Raw genomic sequence first — 14,943 nt, forward strand, 5'->3', positions numbered from 1 at the left:
CGGCAGCTGATGCCGGCCAGTTGACCTGACCTGCTTACTTCGGGAACCCTGATGGAATTTGTGATCATCTCAGCTTTAAACGGCGCAACCTATGGATTGCTGCTGTTCATGGTTTCGGCCGGCCTGACGCTTATATTTGGCATGATGGGCGTGCTCAACTTCGCCCATGCATCTTTCTATATGCTGGGCGCCTATGTCGCCTATGCGATATCCTCGGTATTCGGCTTCTGGGTTGGCCTTTTGGTGGCACCCATCATCGTGGGTCTCGTCGGCATGGCAATCGAGCGCTTCCTGCTTCCACGGGTTCATGCGCATGGCCATGCCCATGAACTATTGCTGACTTTCGGCATCGCGCTGATCATTGAGGAACTGATCAAGCTGTTTTTCGGTGATTTTCCAGTCAATTACCAAATGCCCAGCGCGCTTCGCTTCTCCGCGTTCGATATTTTCGGCACCAATTATCCCTTCTACCGCTTGTTTATCGGCGGTGTGGCGGTTGTGATGTTTACCGCGCTCTGGTTGCTGCTGACGCGCACGCGCACCGGGATCGTGGTTCGCGCCGCAGAGCGCTTGCCCAGCATGGCGGAGGCTCTCGGCCATAACATTCCAATTGTCTTTATGTTCGTCTTCGGTACAGGCGCAGCGCTCGCTGGCCTTGCGGGGGCGGTCGCGGGGGCCTTTTACCCGACCAATCCGAATATGGGGATTGAGCTGGGGGTGATCGTTTTCGTGGTCGTCGTCGTTGGCGGGCTTGGCTCTCTTAAAGGCTCACTCGTTGCATCGCTTTTGATCGGCCTGTTCTCGTCGTTCGCAGTGGGGCTCGACTGGTCAATCGCAAACCTTTTCGGCCTTGTGGGGCTCGGCGACTGGGCGCGTTCAGTTGGCGGGTTGATGACGCTCGAGCTTTCCTCGGTCAGTGCGACAATTCCCTTTGCTCTTATGCTGATTGTCCTGCTGGTTCGGCCCGCAGGCCTGATGGGAGAGCGTAACTGATATGGCTTTTATGTATAAAACTTGCCTTCTCGTCCTCGCACTGGTTCTGCTGGTTGCCGTGCCGCCTTTCCTTGGCCTTGGCTGGCAGAATGCGATGGTGAACGTGCTCATCGCGAGCCTTTTCGCGTTGGCCTTCAATCTGCTTATCGGGCAGGCCGGGCTGCTCTCTTTCGGACATGCCGCCTATTTCGGTATTGGTGCCTTCGCAACGCTTCACTTGATGATTGCGGTGGAGGACGGATTGCCACTTCCAACACCGCTCCTGCCGCTTGCCGGTGCGTTGGCCGGGCTTTTGATCGGGATCATCGCAGGCTATTTCGCCACCATGCGCTCGGGTGTGTATTTCGCGCTGGTCACGCTGGCAATTGCCGAGCTCTTCCATTCACTTGCGCCACACTTGCAGGGGCTCTTTGGCGGGGAGGCCGGTGTCTCCTCAATGCGGATGCCCTGGCAAGGGATGACCTTTGGTTCGATACTTGAGGTCTATTATCTGACGCTCGGCTGGGCTTTGATTTGTGGCCTGGGACTGTGGGCCTACACGCGGACCCCTTTCGGACGCCTGACATTGGCATTGCGTGACAATGAGCAGCGCGTGCGGTTCCTCGGGTACAACGCGCATGCTTCCAAGGTCATCATTTTCGCCATATCGGCAATGGTTTCGGGCGTGGCGGGGGCATTGCAGGCGATTTCGAATGAGACAGCGAACTATTCGCTGTTTGCGACGGACGTCTCAGCGCAGGTGGTTCTTCAGACCTTTGTGGGCGGATCAACGATCTTCTTTGGTCCCATTATTGGCGCAACGCTCTTTACGCTCTTCTCGTTTCTTATCTCTGATCTTACCCGCTCATGGGTGTTCTATCAGGGTTTGATCTTCGTGCTGGTGATGCTCTATGCGCCAACCGGCATTGGTGGTGTCATCCAGTACCACATTCGTCACTGGGGGCAGCTCAATTGGGCGCGGCTTGCGGGGCCATACGCGATTGCTGTGCTTGGTGGGCTGCTTGTTGCTGCGGGGATTGTCTACCTGACCGAGACGGTGGCTGTCCTCTTTGGTGAGGAGTATGCCATGCGCATGCGGGCGGACGAGGGCGCTCTGCCAAGCTATGAGCTGTTTGGCTTCATCTGGGACCCTGCCGGCATTTTTACCTGGATCGTGCCTGTCGTGCTGCTGGGCGGCGGCGGGGTGACCCTTTACCGCGCCCGCCAGCGGATCACCATTTTCTGGGAAAGCATGGGCCGAAAAGGTGATGCGGAGACTAATTCGTCAGGAGCGGCGCAATGAATATGAACACGACAATCCCTTCAGCATTGCAGCTTACGAGCGTTTCGAAGACCTTTGGGCCGATCAAGGTTATTCAGGATCTGAATCTTGATGTTGCCCGGGGTGAACGCCATGCTGTTATCGGACCCAATGGGGCGGGAAAATCCACCCTGTTCAACATGATTTCAGGGATGTTTCTGCCATCCGCTGGCAAAATCAGCCTTAATGGTCAGAGCATTGGCGGGCTCTCGCCGCATGAGATCAACCGGGCCGGTTTGTCCCGATCGTTCCAGATCACCAATATATTCCATCGCATGAGCGTGTTTGAAAATCTGCGCATCGGCGTGCTTGCCCGCCATAACCAGCGCTTCAATTTATTCAATGCAATCGCTCGTATGCGTGAAATCAACGAGGAAACCGGCCGGATTCTGGATCTTGTCGGGTTGAGTGTGCGTGCCAACGATCTGGGGGGTGACTTGTCTTATTCCGAGCAACGTGCGCTGGAGATCGGCATGACGCTGTCCACCGGCGCCGATGTGATCCTGTTAGACGAGCCGACGGCAGGTATGTCGCGCGAAGAGACCGCACAAGCCGTGGAACTGATCCGTAAGGTGACGGAAGACAAAACGCTCGTGATGGTCGAGCACGACATGAGTGTTGTGTTCAGCTTGTGCGACAGGGTTTCGGTGTTGGTCTATGGCGACATCCTGGCAACGGATACGCCCAAAGCTATCAGCGAAAACGAGGCGGTTCAAAAAGCATATCTGGGGGAGGAAGCCGCGTGAACCTGTTCGAGGTCAAAGGGCTGCATGCCCATTATGGCAAAAGCCACATTCTGCACGGCGTCGATCTGGTCATTCCCCGGGCATCGATTGTCTCACTTCTCGGCCGCAATGGATCGGGCCGTTCAACTTTAATGAAAACCATCATGGGGCTGGTGCCACCGACTGCAGGTTCCATTGCTTTGCAAGGCCGCGAGCTGACGGGCCAACGTCCGCACGCCATTTGCCGTCAGGGTGTTGGATATGTGCCCGAGGAACGTCTGGTATTTCCAAACCTGACCGTTGGCGAAAACCTCGCCATGGGGGTTCAGAAAGCGCACGCCGATGTTCATTCATGGACCGTTGACGAAATGTACGACTATTTCCCGCGCTTAAAGGAACGTCGCGACATCAATGCCGGGTATCTTTCCGGTGGTGAGCAGCAAATGCTGACCATGTGCAGATCCCTTCTGGGGAATCCTCGCCTTTTGTTGATTGACGAGCCTACCGAAGGCCTTGCGCCCAAAATTGTCGAAGTGGTGATGGAGGTCATTCTCGATATCGCCCGGCGTGGTGTTGCTGTTGTGTTGGTTGAACAAAAGCTCACGATTGCGCTCAAGGTGGCGGCTGACGTGATGGTTATGGGGCATGGGGAACTGGTGTTTCAGGGTACGCCGGATGCTTTGGCCGAGAATCCGGATGTTCGGCGACGCTGGCTGGAAGTTGCCTGAAATATCAGATCATTACGGGCTGCGGGCCTTTCAGAAACGGGTGAAAAACGATGACTTATTTGGAGAGACTGCGCCCGACAGAGGGAGCAAAGGTTCTGGTTACTGCCGGAGCCTCAGGGATTGGTGCAGCTGTTGCGTCGGCGTTTCTGGAGGTTGGCGCAAGGGTTGCTGTTTGTGATGTTGACGAAGCAGCTCTCGACCGGTTCTGTCGCGAAAATCCGCGCGCCTTGCGGTTTGTGACAGATGTTTCCGACGCTGCGGCGGTCGACAATATGTTTGAAACGCTCGAACAGGAATTCGACGGTCTCGATGTGCTGGTCAACAATGCCGGCATTCCCGGGCCGACCGGTAACGTCGATGAAATAGCGCTCGATGATATCCGCCGCACGCTTGATGTCGATCTGCTGGGTCAGTTCATCGTCATCCGCCGCGCGATGAAGCTTATCAAAAAGAGTGCAGGGGCCTCGATCATCAACATGTCGTCAGTGGCCGGCCGGCTCGGCTATGCCATGCGCAGCTCTTATTCGGCGTCGAAATGGGGCATTGTGGGAATGACTGCCAGCCTGGCAAAGGAGTTGGGGCCAGCCGGGATACGGGTGAACGCCATCCTGCCAGGTGTGGTGCGCGGCAAGAGAATGGATGGTGTCATCCAGGCCAGAGCCGATGCAGAGGGGCTTACCTTCGCTGAAGTAGAGAAAGAATATGTGTCCCATATTTCGCTCAGACGCATGGTTGGGCCAGAGGATGTGGCCGGCACCGCGCTTTTTTTGAGCTCGCCGGCTGCCGCCAATATCTCGGGGCAGGCCATCAGCGTTTGTGGAAATGTGGAAACCATTTGAGGAGCTCGCTCCCAATCGGAACCCGTCGGGCTTTATCCTCATCCGATGCACCGAAGTGAGGCGCGCTGATTGCCGCGTCAGGATTTTATGGTGTGCTCGCACCCCGTGCCCAGCATCAGTGGTCAACCAGGGCGCAGACGATGTTCAACCTCTGAGGAGGGCAGGTTGATTGACACCAGTGGCAAATAGTTCAATGATTGAACTATAATGTTGAAGGTCAGGTTTGTTACCAATGCCCACCGTTAGCGAGTTCGAATCGGATTTTTCTGACATACGCATCGCGTTCCGAGCGGATCGGTTATTGAGCAAGATTTTCAAGGGTGCGTTGCCCTTTGTCGCCAATGACATATTGCATACAGCCCTGTTAATTCTATTGCCGGTTCTGGTGCTTTGGCTATCAAACCTGTAGCCGGGAGGTCGCCACGAACCTGGCGACTTAGCGCGACTACCGGTGCCCTGACGGGTGTCGGGCATGGTTTCGTGGCGTTTGCCGTTTCGGCTTTGCTCAAACCGATTGCAGGTGAGCTGGATTTGGGGCGTGCCGCGGTGTCTGCAGCTGTCGGCCTGGGCAGGCTCGTCGCTGGCCTCACGTCGCCGGCCGCTGGTCGCATTTCCGACCTCGTCTCGCCACGCTATGTGGTCTTCGCAGGCATGATTGTTACGGCAATAGGGTTGTTTGCAACCGGTCTGGTGCAGGCACAGTGGCACCTTTATTTGGCTTGGTCGCTGCTTGTTTCCGGCGGGGTCGCGGCGGGGTTCACCGTGGCACTCGACAAGATTGTTATTTCCGCTGTGCGCGAAGGCCGTGGCATGGCGTTGGCGCTTCGCTTTTCCGTGGCCGGACTGGTCACGACCCTGATGATGCCGATGGTCGCCACCATGATTGAGGTGTTCGGTTGGCGGGGCACCTGTTTCGCCTGGGGCGGGCTGTTGATGGTACTGGCGCCGGTTTCCCTTGTGGTTCTGCCCGGCCGGATACCTGCCTATACCGCACAAAAGCCGGTGCCAGGTGGTGGGGTTCCGGGCGAGGATGGATTAGCCGGTCTGCCCGCCATCCCCGATCAGGGGTGGCGGCAGGCCGCCGGTACGCTCAATTACTGGATTGTTGCATTTACTTTCATGGCGCAGGCGGCTGCCAATACCGGGCTTGTGCTTCATCTCGTGCCGCTGATGACCGATAGCGGCTTTGATGCCGGTATTGCGGCATCATTGGTTGGTGCCTTGGTCTTGCTGTCAATTCCTATTCGGCTGCTGACGGGAAAGGTGGCCGATGCTGTGCATCCGGGGCACCTGCCCATGTTGCTGGGTGGACTGATGCTGCTGGAGGCTGTCGCGATCGGCAGTTATGCTGTCATGCCTTCGTTTGCCACCTTGCTGGCGCTGCTGTTTGCCTTGGGCGTTTCCGCCGGTGCGCCAACACTGATTGTGCTCGTGCTGATATCTCATCTGTTCGGTGACCAGCACTATGGCACCCTTCAAGGCTCGCTGATGATGCTTCAGGTGCCGGGCACCATGATGGCACCGTTTGCAGCGGGTTTCGCATATGACACGATGGGAACGTACGCGCCCGCTATTGCCGGCTTCGCGATACTTTTGTGTCTTGGCGGACTTCTCTTGCTGCGTTTGCGGATGCCGGCGCGTGAACAGAGATAAAAGGCCCCGCGCAAGAGAATGATCGGTGCAATCTTGCCGGACGGCTTGTCTGTTCTCGTCGTATGCGATAATCAATTGACGACATAATTGTCGACAATATGGAGAGTAGCATGGTTGAGCGAGGGGATCCGCCGCCGCATAACACGTTGCATGAGTTTGACGCTGACGTGCCCGAGACATTCGATTCGGTGCATGAGATGTTCCGCGATTTACGTGGACGCTGCCCGGTGGCGCATAGCGCCGATTTCGAAGGGTTCTGGGTGCTCACCAAATACGACGATGTGATCAACACCCTGGCCGATGCTGACACCTATTCCACGGCGATCCAGAATGTGGTGCCGCGTGTGGCTACCTCCGGGCGCCGTCCGCCACTGCATCTCGATCCGCCCGATCATACCCCATACCGGCGGGCTATCACGCCTCTGTTCCGCACGGAACGAATGAAAGCGCTGGAACCTGTGGTCAGAAAGATCGTGACAGATCTTCTTGCCCCAGTAGTGGGGCAGGGCGAGGCGGATATATGCCTCGATTTTTCCTATAAGCTGCCAATCCATGTCCTGGCGGAGTTTTTCCATATTCCGCCGGAGCAAGCCGAGAAAATTCGCGATATCGGGGCAGACTATAATCGGGCCCTGCAGCACAAGGACATGGAAAAAGTCCAGGCTACCAGCGTTTTCCTTTACGAGGTGGCTCGCGACATCATTGAGTTGCGCAAGGTTGAACCGTTAGACCCGACCATCGACCCCACCAGCGCGTTGTTGGCCGCAAGGCAGGATGGCGAGCCCTTGCCCGAGGAAATGATCCTGGGCACAATTCGGCAATTGCTGGTCGTGGGGATCATCGCGCCGACCACCTTCATTGGCTCAATGACTATCCATTTCGCCCGGCATCCGGAGCATCACAGGATGCTCAAGGACGATCCCTCGCTCGTCCCAGCAGCGCTTGAAGAAATGCTGCGGCTTTATACGCCCTATCGAGGTTTCGCCCGTACGCCAAAGAAAGATGTAACGATCAGAGGCCGTACCATCCCCAAGGATGAACCTATCGCGCTGTCGTTTACCTCAGCAAACCGGGATGCGGATGCCTTTGAAAATCCTGATGAATTCCGGCTGGACCGTCCTGAGGGACGACAGCATATGGCGTTTGGCCGTGGACCTCACCAGTGTGCAGGTGCACCGCTGGCCCGGCTGATGTTGCGGGTGACGCTGGAAGAACTAATCGCGCGCACAGACGGCTTCGAGATCACCGGAGAAATCCCCATGACCACCTGGCCGGAATATGGGCCGCTGAGTGTGCCAGTGCGGTTTCTTTAGACGAAATAGTCGTGGGGCAGGCTCGCCACATGCTGGTTGCCGGTGCGTACATGGGCGCGCATGGCAGCCTCCGCGGCATCGGGGTTGCCCGAGATGATGGCGGCGGTAATGACCTGGTGATCGCTGTTGGAGCGGGACATGGAGTCCTCGGTAAAGCTGCGCGGCAATTGCAGCCGGTAAAGCGGCAGGCGCACACGGTATAGGAAAGCCTCGATATGCCGGTTTTCCGACATGCCGCAGATAGTGGCGTGATAGGCAAAATTCTCGCGATTGTAACCGTCAATGTCGAAGCTGTTTGCTGCCGCGTCGAGCGCGGCCTGGTGGGCGCGCAATTGATCCACTTGTTCCTGGGTCTTGGGCATTTCAGCCGCCAGACGCGCCGCCAGTCCCTCGAGAACCTCGCGGACCTGGCCCATTTCAAGGATCTCGGCCCGGGTGAACCGGCGTACATAGACGCCACGGTTCTCGATGAACTCGAGAAAGCCTTCCCCCACCAGAATCTTGAAAACTTCGCGGATGCGGCCACGCCCGACCTGGAACTCATCGGCAAGATCAACTTCGATCAGGCGCTGGCCGGGTGCAAAAGTTCCGCGCCGGATGCGCTCCCGAATACGTTCGGCGATCTTGGCAAGTGTCTGCGGGGCTGCAGCGACGGTCTCTGAATCCACGACACTTTTCCTTTCCGGCGAAGGCCGCCACCACTCAACGGGCATCTAGGCGTCGATCTGCCCGTTTGTCAAATGTGCATGACAGAGATTTAGTCGACAGAATTGTTGACAATGTAGCGATGAACCTTAAAGTCGGGCGAGCCGGGGGAGGCCGGCACAAAGGAGGGACGAATGGACCAAAAAATTGCGCATCACGTGCGCGCTGCCGCAGTTACTGCGATGCTTGTGACAGTGGGTATCATGCCGGCTGCTGCACAGGCTGCGGAAGGTGAACTCACCATCGCATTGCCGACATTTTCTGAGGAGACCATGGTGCCCTGGGCGGGCAGTGGTCAACGCAAAACCTATCTCGACATGGCATATGAGTATCTCGCCTATCTCGATCCGGAGACGGGAAAAGCCGTGCCCGGGTTGGCCGAAAGCTGGGATATGAACGCGGACGGCACGCAATGGATCTTCCATTTGCGCAAAGGCGTGCAGTTTACTGGCGGCTATGGCGAGATGACCGCCGAAGACGTCAAGTATTCCATCGAACGGCTGATCGGTGAGGACTCGCGGGCCGGGCCGGCCTCCACCATGCGCCGTACCATCGACACGGTGGACGTGATCGATGACTACACGGTGCAGGTGAACCTGAAGATGCCCGATTTCGCTCTGGCCGCAGGCTATTTCGGCGCCACGCAGCAGCTCGGTATCGTTTCCAGAGATTACATCGAGAGCCTTGGTGAAGACGCTGCAACCGCTGCTCCCGTAGGCACCGGCGCTTATGTGCTGGAAAGCCAGTCGACGGGTTCGGAAATCGTCATGACGGTGCGTGATGACATGGATTTAGCCAATCACTGGCGGGTCAATCCGGACTTTGAAACTATCACGTTCAAGGCGGTTCCTGAAGAATCCACCCGCGTCGCCATGCTGCAGACTGAAGAGGCGGATATCGCCCCGATCAGTTTCGATTCCATTCCCTCGATTCGGGAGAAAGGCATCGGGATTGTTTCCGCACAAAAGACATGGTCGCCGGTTGTGCGCCTGGGCGGTCTCGTGCTCAACGACGAGAACCGGAGCAATCCGGATGCGCCCTGGGCCGACGTGAAAGTACGCCAGGCGATGAACTATGCCGTGGACAAACAGACCATCATCGATGAGCTGTTCCAGGGCGAGGCAACGGTTGCTGCAAGTGACACGCCGGTGACCGCATGGGACTCGGTCGAGCCCTATCCGTATGATCCTGAGATGGCCCGGAAATTACTGGCTGAGGCAGGTTATGGCGACGGGTTCGACATCACCCTGAAAACGTTCACCACTACACCCGGAGCTGAGTTGCCGTTGATGGCGGAAGCTGTAGCGCTTTACTGGAACGATGTGGGCATCAATACGACTATCGAACCGGTGGACTGGCCGGCCCTGCGCTCGCAGTGGACCGAGGGAAAGGCTACCGATTTCGTGTGGACCCATCGCGGGTTCCCATTTGCCAATCCGGCCAACGGTCTCGAAGCCGGCTTCGTGTCCGACAGCCTGTTCGCCAGCTATGCTTCCGATGAGCTGGATGCGATGATTGATGATTATGCCGCCGAGCAGGACCTGGATCTGCGCGAGGAAAAGCTGACAGCAATCGGTCAGTATCTGCGAGACCAGGCGGCGGCGGTTTTCATTGCGCTTGCCAACGAACCCTACGGTGTTGGCAGCAAGGTCGAAAGCTGGCCGATCAACACCTCCTATGTATGGAATTTCGATCAGGTACAGGCGGCCGACTAACGGCCCCTCCCGTGCCGGAGCGTCGGGCTATGCCCGGCGCTCCGGATATGACCCATTAACCGGCTGCGCATAAGGCCGGGCGAACGGAAATGCGGACTGCATGCTCAGACTTATCGGCTTCAGGCTATTGGAAGTATTGTTGGCGCTCCTTCTGATGAGTGCTGTTGTGTTTCTGCTCAGTCGCGTCACGGGCGACCCCGTGGCGCTGCTGCTCGGCGACGGCGCCACAGAGGCGGATCGCCTGACCATGATCGCCGAACTCGGTCTCGATCAGCCGCTCTACGTGCAGTATTGGCATTTCCTGTCGAATGCACTGACTGGTGATTTCGGGCAATCGGTTACAGCTGGCCGTAAGCCGGCTCTTGAACTGGTGCTGGAACGCTTGCCGGCGTCTCTCGCACTGGCGGGGGTGGCTCTGGTCTTTACGCTGGTGACCGGCATCGGGCTGGGCGTTTATGCTGCCATGAACCGGGGCCGCGCAGGCGATCTTGTTGCACGGCTGCTCGCATTGGTTGGCCAGTCGGTGCCGCCGTTCTGGCTGGGCATTGTTCTGATTTATATATTTGCCGTCAATTTGCGCTGGCTGCCCACCTCCGGCTCTGGGGAATGGTACCATTTCGTGTTGCCGGCGGCGACGCTGGGCCTGTTCACCCTTGCGGCGGTGACCCGGCTGATGCGGGCCAGCATGCTCGAGGCCATGGGTTCGGAATATATCAAGCTGGCGCGCATCAAGGGTGTGCCTGAAGCGCTTGTCATCTGGAAACATGCGCTCGCCAACAGTCTTATTCCAGTCATCACCTTCATGGGGGCGTTCTTTGCCACCATGATCACGGGCGCTGTGGTCATCGAAACCGTATTTGCCTGGCCAGGAATTGGCAGGCTCGCCTACGAGTCCATTCTGGCGCGTGACTTCCCTGTGGTGCAGGCGGTGGTGTTGACCATTACCGCGCTGTTCATTTTCGCAAACCTGATCGTCGATCTTTTGTATCTGCTCGTCGATCCCCGCATGCGGACCTCCCAATGACCCGGAATTATCCCGTCTGGCTTGCGCTGGGCTTTATTGTGCTGTTCGTGCTCGTGGCGCTGGCCGCGCCCTGGATTACACCGCACGATCCTTTGTCCGGGTCGCTCAGGGCCCGGCTCGATCCGCCTGTCTGGCAGGAGGGCGGGAGCTGGGAGCATATTCTGGGTACGGACCGGCTGGGGCGCGACGTGCTGTCCCGCATCATGGCTGGTGCGCGCATTTCGCTGGCGGTTTGCGCGCTGGTTATTCTTATCGCCGGCACGGCTGGCACGGCTATCGGTACGCTTTCAGGCTATTTTGGGGGCTGGATCGACCGTGTGTTGATGCGGCTCGTTGACCTGGCCTTGTCGTTTCCGGTCATTCTTTTGGCGTTGTTGATCGGCGCGATCTCCGGGCCCAGCTTTGGCAATATCATTCTTGTGATCTCGCTGGTGCTCTGGTCGCAATATGCCCGTATGGCGCGCGGGGAAACCCTCAAGGTGCGCAAGGAGGATTTTGTTGATCTGGCGCGCACCTCAGGCATGAGCGATTTTTATATCATCGTGCGTCACATTCTGCCGAATATCGCGCCGCCACTGATCGTGGTCGCCACGCTTCAGGTTGGTGTGGTGATCGTGCTGGAATCCTCTCTGAGTTTTCTGGGTGTCGGTGTGCCGCCCCCCAATCCGAGCTGGGGTTCGATGGTGGCGGACGGGCGTTCCTACATCACTTCGGCCTGGTGGCTTTGCATGCTGCCCGGACTCGCCATTCTGTTTGTCGTCATGTCTGTCAATATTGTTGGTGATGCCTTGGCGGACCGTATCAATCCGGCCCTGAGAGGACGCAACATATGAGGAATCCGACAGGGCAACAAAGCGAGCGCCTGCTTGAGATCAGAGATTTGAATGTCGCTGTGGGCAGAGGGAGGGACGCTCCGCGAATTCTCGAAAACATAGATCTCGATCTTTACGCCGGCGAGACGGTCGGTCTGGTGGGCGAGAGCGGATCAGGCAAAACAACACTGGGCATGGCCATCATGCGGCTGCTGCCCGGTCTGCTGGACCGTGGCAGCAGTGGCGCGGTGAACTGGCAAGGCCGCAATGTGTTGGAAATGTCCGCCAGGCAACTCACATCGATACGCGGTGGTGAAATTTCCATGATCCTGCAGGATCCCATGGCGTCCCTGAATCCGGTCTTCACCATCGGCAACCAGATCCGCGAAGGGCTTGTACGTCAGGCAGGTGTGGAAGGTTCCCTGAAGGAGCGTGCCATCAAGGCGCTGGACGATGTGCGCATTCCGTCGCCGGAAAGCCGGCTTAAAGCCTATCCCCATCAACTCAGCGGCGGCATGCGTCAACGTGTTGTCGGGGCCGCGGCCCTGACCCGCGCGCCTAAACTGTTGATCGCCGACGAGCCGACCACCTCGCTGGACGTTACTATTCAGTACCAGTTTCTCGAATTGCTCGGCCAATTGCGGCAGCGGCTGGGAATGTCCATGCTATTCATCACGCATGATTTCGGCGTGGTGGCAAAGATGTGTGACCGGGTGGCTGTGATGTATGCCGGTCAGATCGTTGAACAAGGACCGGTGCGCGATATTTTTCACAATCCGGCCCACTGGTACACGAAAGCCTTGTTAAGCAGCGTGCCACGCGTGGGCGCCAATCCTGATCGTTTGCCCACGATACAAGGGGCACCGCCGGGGATCGGCAACCGGCCTGACGGGTGCCGGTTTCATCCGCGTTGCGAACGGGCCGAGGCCAAATGCGGTACAATGCCGGCGCTTTCTCCGATCGGACCCGGTTGCGCCGTGCGCTGTCATTTTCCCCGAACCTTTGAAGAGACGAAGTCAGCATGAGCGAGACCAGTATTCTGGCGGCCCGCAATCTCGAACGCACCTTCACCGTGCCGCACCGGGGTGGAAAGGGTGTACTGCGGGCGCTGACAGGCATTGATCTTGACCTGACAGCGGGCAAGACAGTTGGTATCGTTGGGGAATCCGGTTGCGGCAAGACTACGCTCAATCGCCTATTGCTGGCCCTCGACCGGCCGACCAGTGGGCAGATCACCTTTCGCGGCAAGCCACTGGAGGACCTCGATAAGCAAGGCTGGCAGGACTTTCGCAAATCCATTCAGCCGGTGTTCCAGAATCCCTATTCCTCGCTGGATCCACGCATGCGGGTCGGGGCGTTGATTGCAGAGCCTTTGCGCGCCACAGGCATGTCACGCGTGCAGATGAAAACGCGGGTGGGGGAAGTGCTTGAGGCGGTGGGGCTGAACCCTGCCGATGCGCGCCGGTTTCCCAATGAGTTTTCGGGCGGCCAGCGCCAGCGGATTGCCATTGCGCGGGCCATCGCATCACGTCCCAGCCTGTTGATGCTCGACGAACCAGTCTCGTCCCAGGATATTTCCATTCGGGCGCAGATTTTGAACCTGTTGAAGGACTTGAAGGACGATTACGGGCTCGGGTGTCTGTTTATTTCGCATGATCTCGCAACCATTCGCTATATGTGCGACGAGGTTGTGGTGATCTATCTGGGGCGCATTGTGGAGCGCGGTCCCTCCGAGGTGATCTGCAACAATCCCGCGCACCCATATACAAAGGCCTTGCTGGCAGCCGCCTTGCCGCCGGATCCGGATGCGCCACCGCCTGATGTGCCCCCACAGGGTGAATTGCCAAGCCCGCTCGATCCTCCCCCGGGTTGTGCATATCATCCGCGCTGCCCACTTGCCGTGGCCGACTGCCGGCGCGAAAGGCCGGAAGCACGGTTCACTGAACAGGGAAGCCTTGCTGCCTGCCATCTTGTTCACGGGGCGGACGGAGAGTGCCTAGAGGAACCGGCATGAGCGGAGACGTGAACTTTATCGCCGTGGGTGATGTGGCGCCGGACCGGGAAGAGCCCGGAACTATCTTCAACCATGTCCGTGAGCGGATCCGGAAAGCCGATCTGGGCTTCTGTCAGCTCGAAGTCAACCTGACAGAGCGGGGGCAGCGTGTGCCGCAGGCCCGTCATACCATGCGGGGCGATCCCGGCATTGCCGACGCTCTCGTGGATGCTGGATTGGAAGTGGTATCTTTCGCCGGCAATCATGCCATGGACTGGGGGCCGGAAGGACTGCTGGATACTATCGCCAATCTCAACCGGGCAGGGGCTTCTCAGGTTGGTACCGGGCCGGATATCACGGCGGCACGAAAGCCGGTGATCGTGACGCGCAACGGGCTCAAGGTGGGATTTGTCGCGGTGAATTCTATCCTGCCGATGAATTATTGGGCAGATGAGAACAAACCCGGGTGTGCACCGGTCCGTGGCTTCACGGTCTATGAGCAGATCGAGCACGATCAACCCGGTACACCGGCCCGTATCCATACCTATCCCCATCACGGTGATCTGGAAGCGACACTCGATGCGATCCGCTGGACCAAACAGCGCGCGGATGTTGTTGTTTTTTCCCATCATGCCGGCATTCATTTCGTGCAGGCGGTCATCCCCGATTATCAGCGCGATGTGGCCTATGCGGCCATCGACGCGGGGGCCGATCTGGTGCTGGGGCACCATGCCCATATCCTGAAGGGGGCGGAGGTCTACAAGGGTGTGCCCATCCTCTATTCGCTGGCCAATTTTGCCATCGAACTGACCATGACCAAAGAACACGCCGAGAGCAAAGGGTTCCGGGAAATCCAGAAGCTCAATCCGGACTGGGTGCCTGATCTCGAAAGCCGTTATAATTTCCCGCCGGATTCCGCCATGAGCATCGCCGTGGAAGCCCGGTTGACCAGCAACGGGGTGGCCGACCTGCGATTGGTACCAGTGTTTATTGACCGCACGGCGGATCCGCAATTCGTGCCACCTGAAGATGCGCGCTTTGGCAGAATCCTGAACTATCTTCAAAAAATCAGCGACGAGGCCGGGCTGGCGACCGAATTCACTGCGGATGGTGACGTTATCCGTTTGAAGGCACGGACCTAGT

14 protein-coding genes are annotated in these 14,943 nt (G+C 58.0%); 13 read left to right on the forward strand and 1 reads right to left on the reverse strand.

Going from position 1 to position 14,943, the window contains the following annotated elements; genetic code table 11:
* Positions 1-51: 51 nt before the first annotated feature.
* The 7 genes from L1P08_RS02400 (at position 52) to L1P08_RS02430 (ending at position 7,551) form a co-directional block, all read left to right on the forward strand.
* Entirely contained in the window at positions 52-993 is a 942-nt protein-coding gene (locus L1P08_RS02400) for a branched-chain amino acid ABC transporter permease (protein ID WP_303618417.1), read from the forward strand.
* A 1-nt stretch (position 994) separates the two neighbouring features.
* Entirely contained in the window at positions 995-2,275 is a 1,281-nt protein-coding gene (locus L1P08_RS02405) for a branched-chain amino acid ABC transporter permease (protein WP_303618418.1), read from the forward strand.
* A gap of 2 nt (positions 2,276-2,277) precedes the next feature.
* The gene (locus L1P08_RS02410; RefSeq protein WP_303619478.1) at positions 2,278-3,039 is read left to right on the forward strand and encodes an ABC transporter ATP-binding protein; all 762 of its coding nucleotides are present in this window, start codon (positions 2,278-2,280) and stop codon (positions 3,037-3,039) included.
* On the forward strand, positions 3,036-3,746 hold the full coding sequence (locus L1P08_RS02415; protein ID WP_303618419.1) for an ABC transporter ATP-binding protein: 711 nt from the start codon (positions 3,036-3,038) through the stop codon (positions 3,744-3,746). Before L1P08_RS02410 ends, L1P08_RS02415 begins: the two co-directional genes overlap by 4 nt.
* A 50-nt stretch (positions 3,747-3,796) precedes the next feature.
* Positions 3,797-4,585 (forward strand): SDR family oxidoreductase, encoded by a 789-nt coding sequence (locus L1P08_RS02420; RefSeq protein WP_303618420.1) that lies wholly within the window; start codon positions 3,797-3,799, stop codon positions 4,583-4,585.
* A 480-nt stretch (positions 4,586-5,065) separates the two neighbouring features.
* Positions 5,066-6,238 carry an MFS transporter gene (locus L1P08_RS02425; RefSeq protein WP_303618421.1) on the forward strand — a complete coding sequence of 391 codons (1,173 nt, stop codon included), beginning with the start codon at positions 5,066-5,068 and terminating at the stop codon, positions 6,236-6,238.
* Between the two features lie 110 nt (positions 6,239-6,348).
* Positions 6,349-7,551, forward strand: coding sequence for a cytochrome P450 (locus tag L1P08_RS02430; RefSeq protein ID WP_303618422.1), 1,203 nt, complete (start codon positions 6,349-6,351; stop codon positions 7,549-7,551).
* On the opposite strand, the gene L1P08_RS02435 is transcribed toward L1P08_RS02430, so the two are convergent.
* Positions 7,548-8,219, reverse strand: coding sequence for a GntR family transcriptional regulator (locus tag L1P08_RS02435; RefSeq protein ID WP_303618423.1), 672 nt, complete (start codon positions 8,217-8,219; stop codon positions 7,548-7,550). The genes L1P08_RS02430 and L1P08_RS02435 overlap by 4 nt on opposite strands.
* 171 nt (positions 8,220-8,390) lie before the next feature.
* Between L1P08_RS02435 and L1P08_RS02440 the strand changes: the two genes are divergently transcribed.
* The 6 genes from L1P08_RS02440 (at position 8,391) to L1P08_RS02465 (ending at position 14,942) form a co-directional block, all read left to right on the forward strand.
* A complete protein-coding gene (locus L1P08_RS02440; RefSeq protein WP_303618424.1) occupies positions 8,391-9,971 on the forward strand; it encodes an ABC transporter substrate-binding protein in 1,581 nt (526 codons plus the stop codon).
* Positions 9,972-10,071: 100 nt separating this feature from the next.
* Positions 10,072-10,995, forward strand: coding sequence for an ABC transporter permease (locus L1P08_RS02445; RefSeq protein WP_303618425.1), 924 nt, complete (start codon positions 10,072-10,074; stop codon positions 10,993-10,995).
* The gene (locus tag L1P08_RS02450; RefSeq protein ID WP_303618426.1) at positions 10,992-11,828 is read left to right on the forward strand and encodes an ABC transporter permease; all 837 of its coding nucleotides are present in this window, start codon (positions 10,992-10,994) and stop codon (positions 11,826-11,828) included. Before L1P08_RS02445 ends, L1P08_RS02450 begins: the two co-directional genes overlap by 4 nt.
* Entirely contained in the window at positions 11,825-12,832 is a 1,008-nt protein-coding gene (locus tag L1P08_RS02455; protein WP_303618427.1) for an ABC transporter ATP-binding protein, read from the forward strand. The genes L1P08_RS02450 and L1P08_RS02455 overlap by 4 nt, the downstream gene beginning before the upstream one ends.
* Positions 12,829-13,821 (forward strand): oligopeptide/dipeptide ABC transporter ATP-binding protein, encoded by a 993-nt coding sequence (locus tag L1P08_RS02460; RefSeq protein ID WP_303618428.1) that lies wholly within the window; start codon positions 12,829-12,831, stop codon positions 13,819-13,821. The genes L1P08_RS02455 and L1P08_RS02460 overlap by 4 nt, the downstream gene beginning before the upstream one ends.
* On the forward strand, positions 13,818-14,942 hold the full coding sequence (locus L1P08_RS02465; protein ID WP_303618429.1) for a CapA family protein: 1,125 nt from the start codon (positions 13,818-13,820) through the stop codon (positions 14,940-14,942). Before L1P08_RS02460 ends, L1P08_RS02465 begins: the two co-directional genes overlap by 4 nt.
* Position 14,943 lies beyond the last annotated feature (1 nt).

This window comes from Mariluticola halotolerans (assembly GCF_021611515.1).
Taxonomy (GTDB): domain Bacteria; phylum Pseudomonadota; class Alphaproteobacteria; order Rhizobiales; family Devosiaceae; genus Mariluticola; species Mariluticola halotolerans.

What these genes read in the sequence shown, in the direction of transcription:
- L1P08_RS02455 (WP_303618427.1), top strand. Translation starts at nt 11,825, where the DNA reads ATGAGGAATCCGACAGGGCAACAAAGCGAGCGCCTGCTTGAGATCAGA.
- L1P08_RS02450 (WP_303618426.1), top strand. Translation starts at nt 10,992, where the DNA reads ATGACCCGGAATTATCCCGTCTGGCTTGCGCTGGGCTTTATTGTGCTG.
- L1P08_RS02465 (WP_303618429.1), top strand. Translation starts at nt 13,818, where the DNA reads ATGAGCGGAGACGTGAACTTTATCGCCGTGGGTGATGTGGCGCCGGAC.
- L1P08_RS02460 (WP_303618428.1), top strand. Translation starts at nt 12,829, where the DNA reads ATGAGCGAGACCAGTATTCTGGCGGCCCGCAATCTCGAACGCACCTTC.
- L1P08_RS02405 (WP_303618418.1), top strand. Translation starts at nt 995, where the DNA reads ATGGCTTTTATGTATAAAACTTGCCTTCTCGTCCTCGCACTGGTTCTG.
- L1P08_RS02430 (WP_303618422.1), top strand. Translation starts at nt 6,349, where the DNA reads ATGGTTGAGCGAGGGGATCCGCCGCCGCATAACACGTTGCATGAGTTT.
- L1P08_RS02420 (WP_303618420.1), top strand. Translation starts at nt 3,797, where the DNA reads ATGACTTATTTGGAGAGACTGCGCCCGACAGAGGGAGCAAAGGTTCTG.
- L1P08_RS02440 (WP_303618424.1), top strand. Translation starts at nt 8,391, where the DNA reads ATGGACCAAAAAATTGCGCATCACGTGCGCGCTGCCGCAGTTACTGCG.
- L1P08_RS02445 (WP_303618425.1), top strand. Translation starts at nt 10,072, where the DNA reads ATGCTCAGACTTATCGGCTTCAGGCTATTGGAAGTATTGTTGGCGCTC.
- L1P08_RS02410 (WP_303619478.1), top strand. Translation starts at nt 2,278, where the DNA reads ATGAACACGACAATCCCTTCAGCATTGCAGCTTACGAGCGTTTCGAAG.
- L1P08_RS02400 (WP_303618417.1), top strand. Translation starts at nt 52, where the DNA reads ATGGAATTTGTGATCATCTCAGCTTTAAACGGCGCAACCTATGGATTG.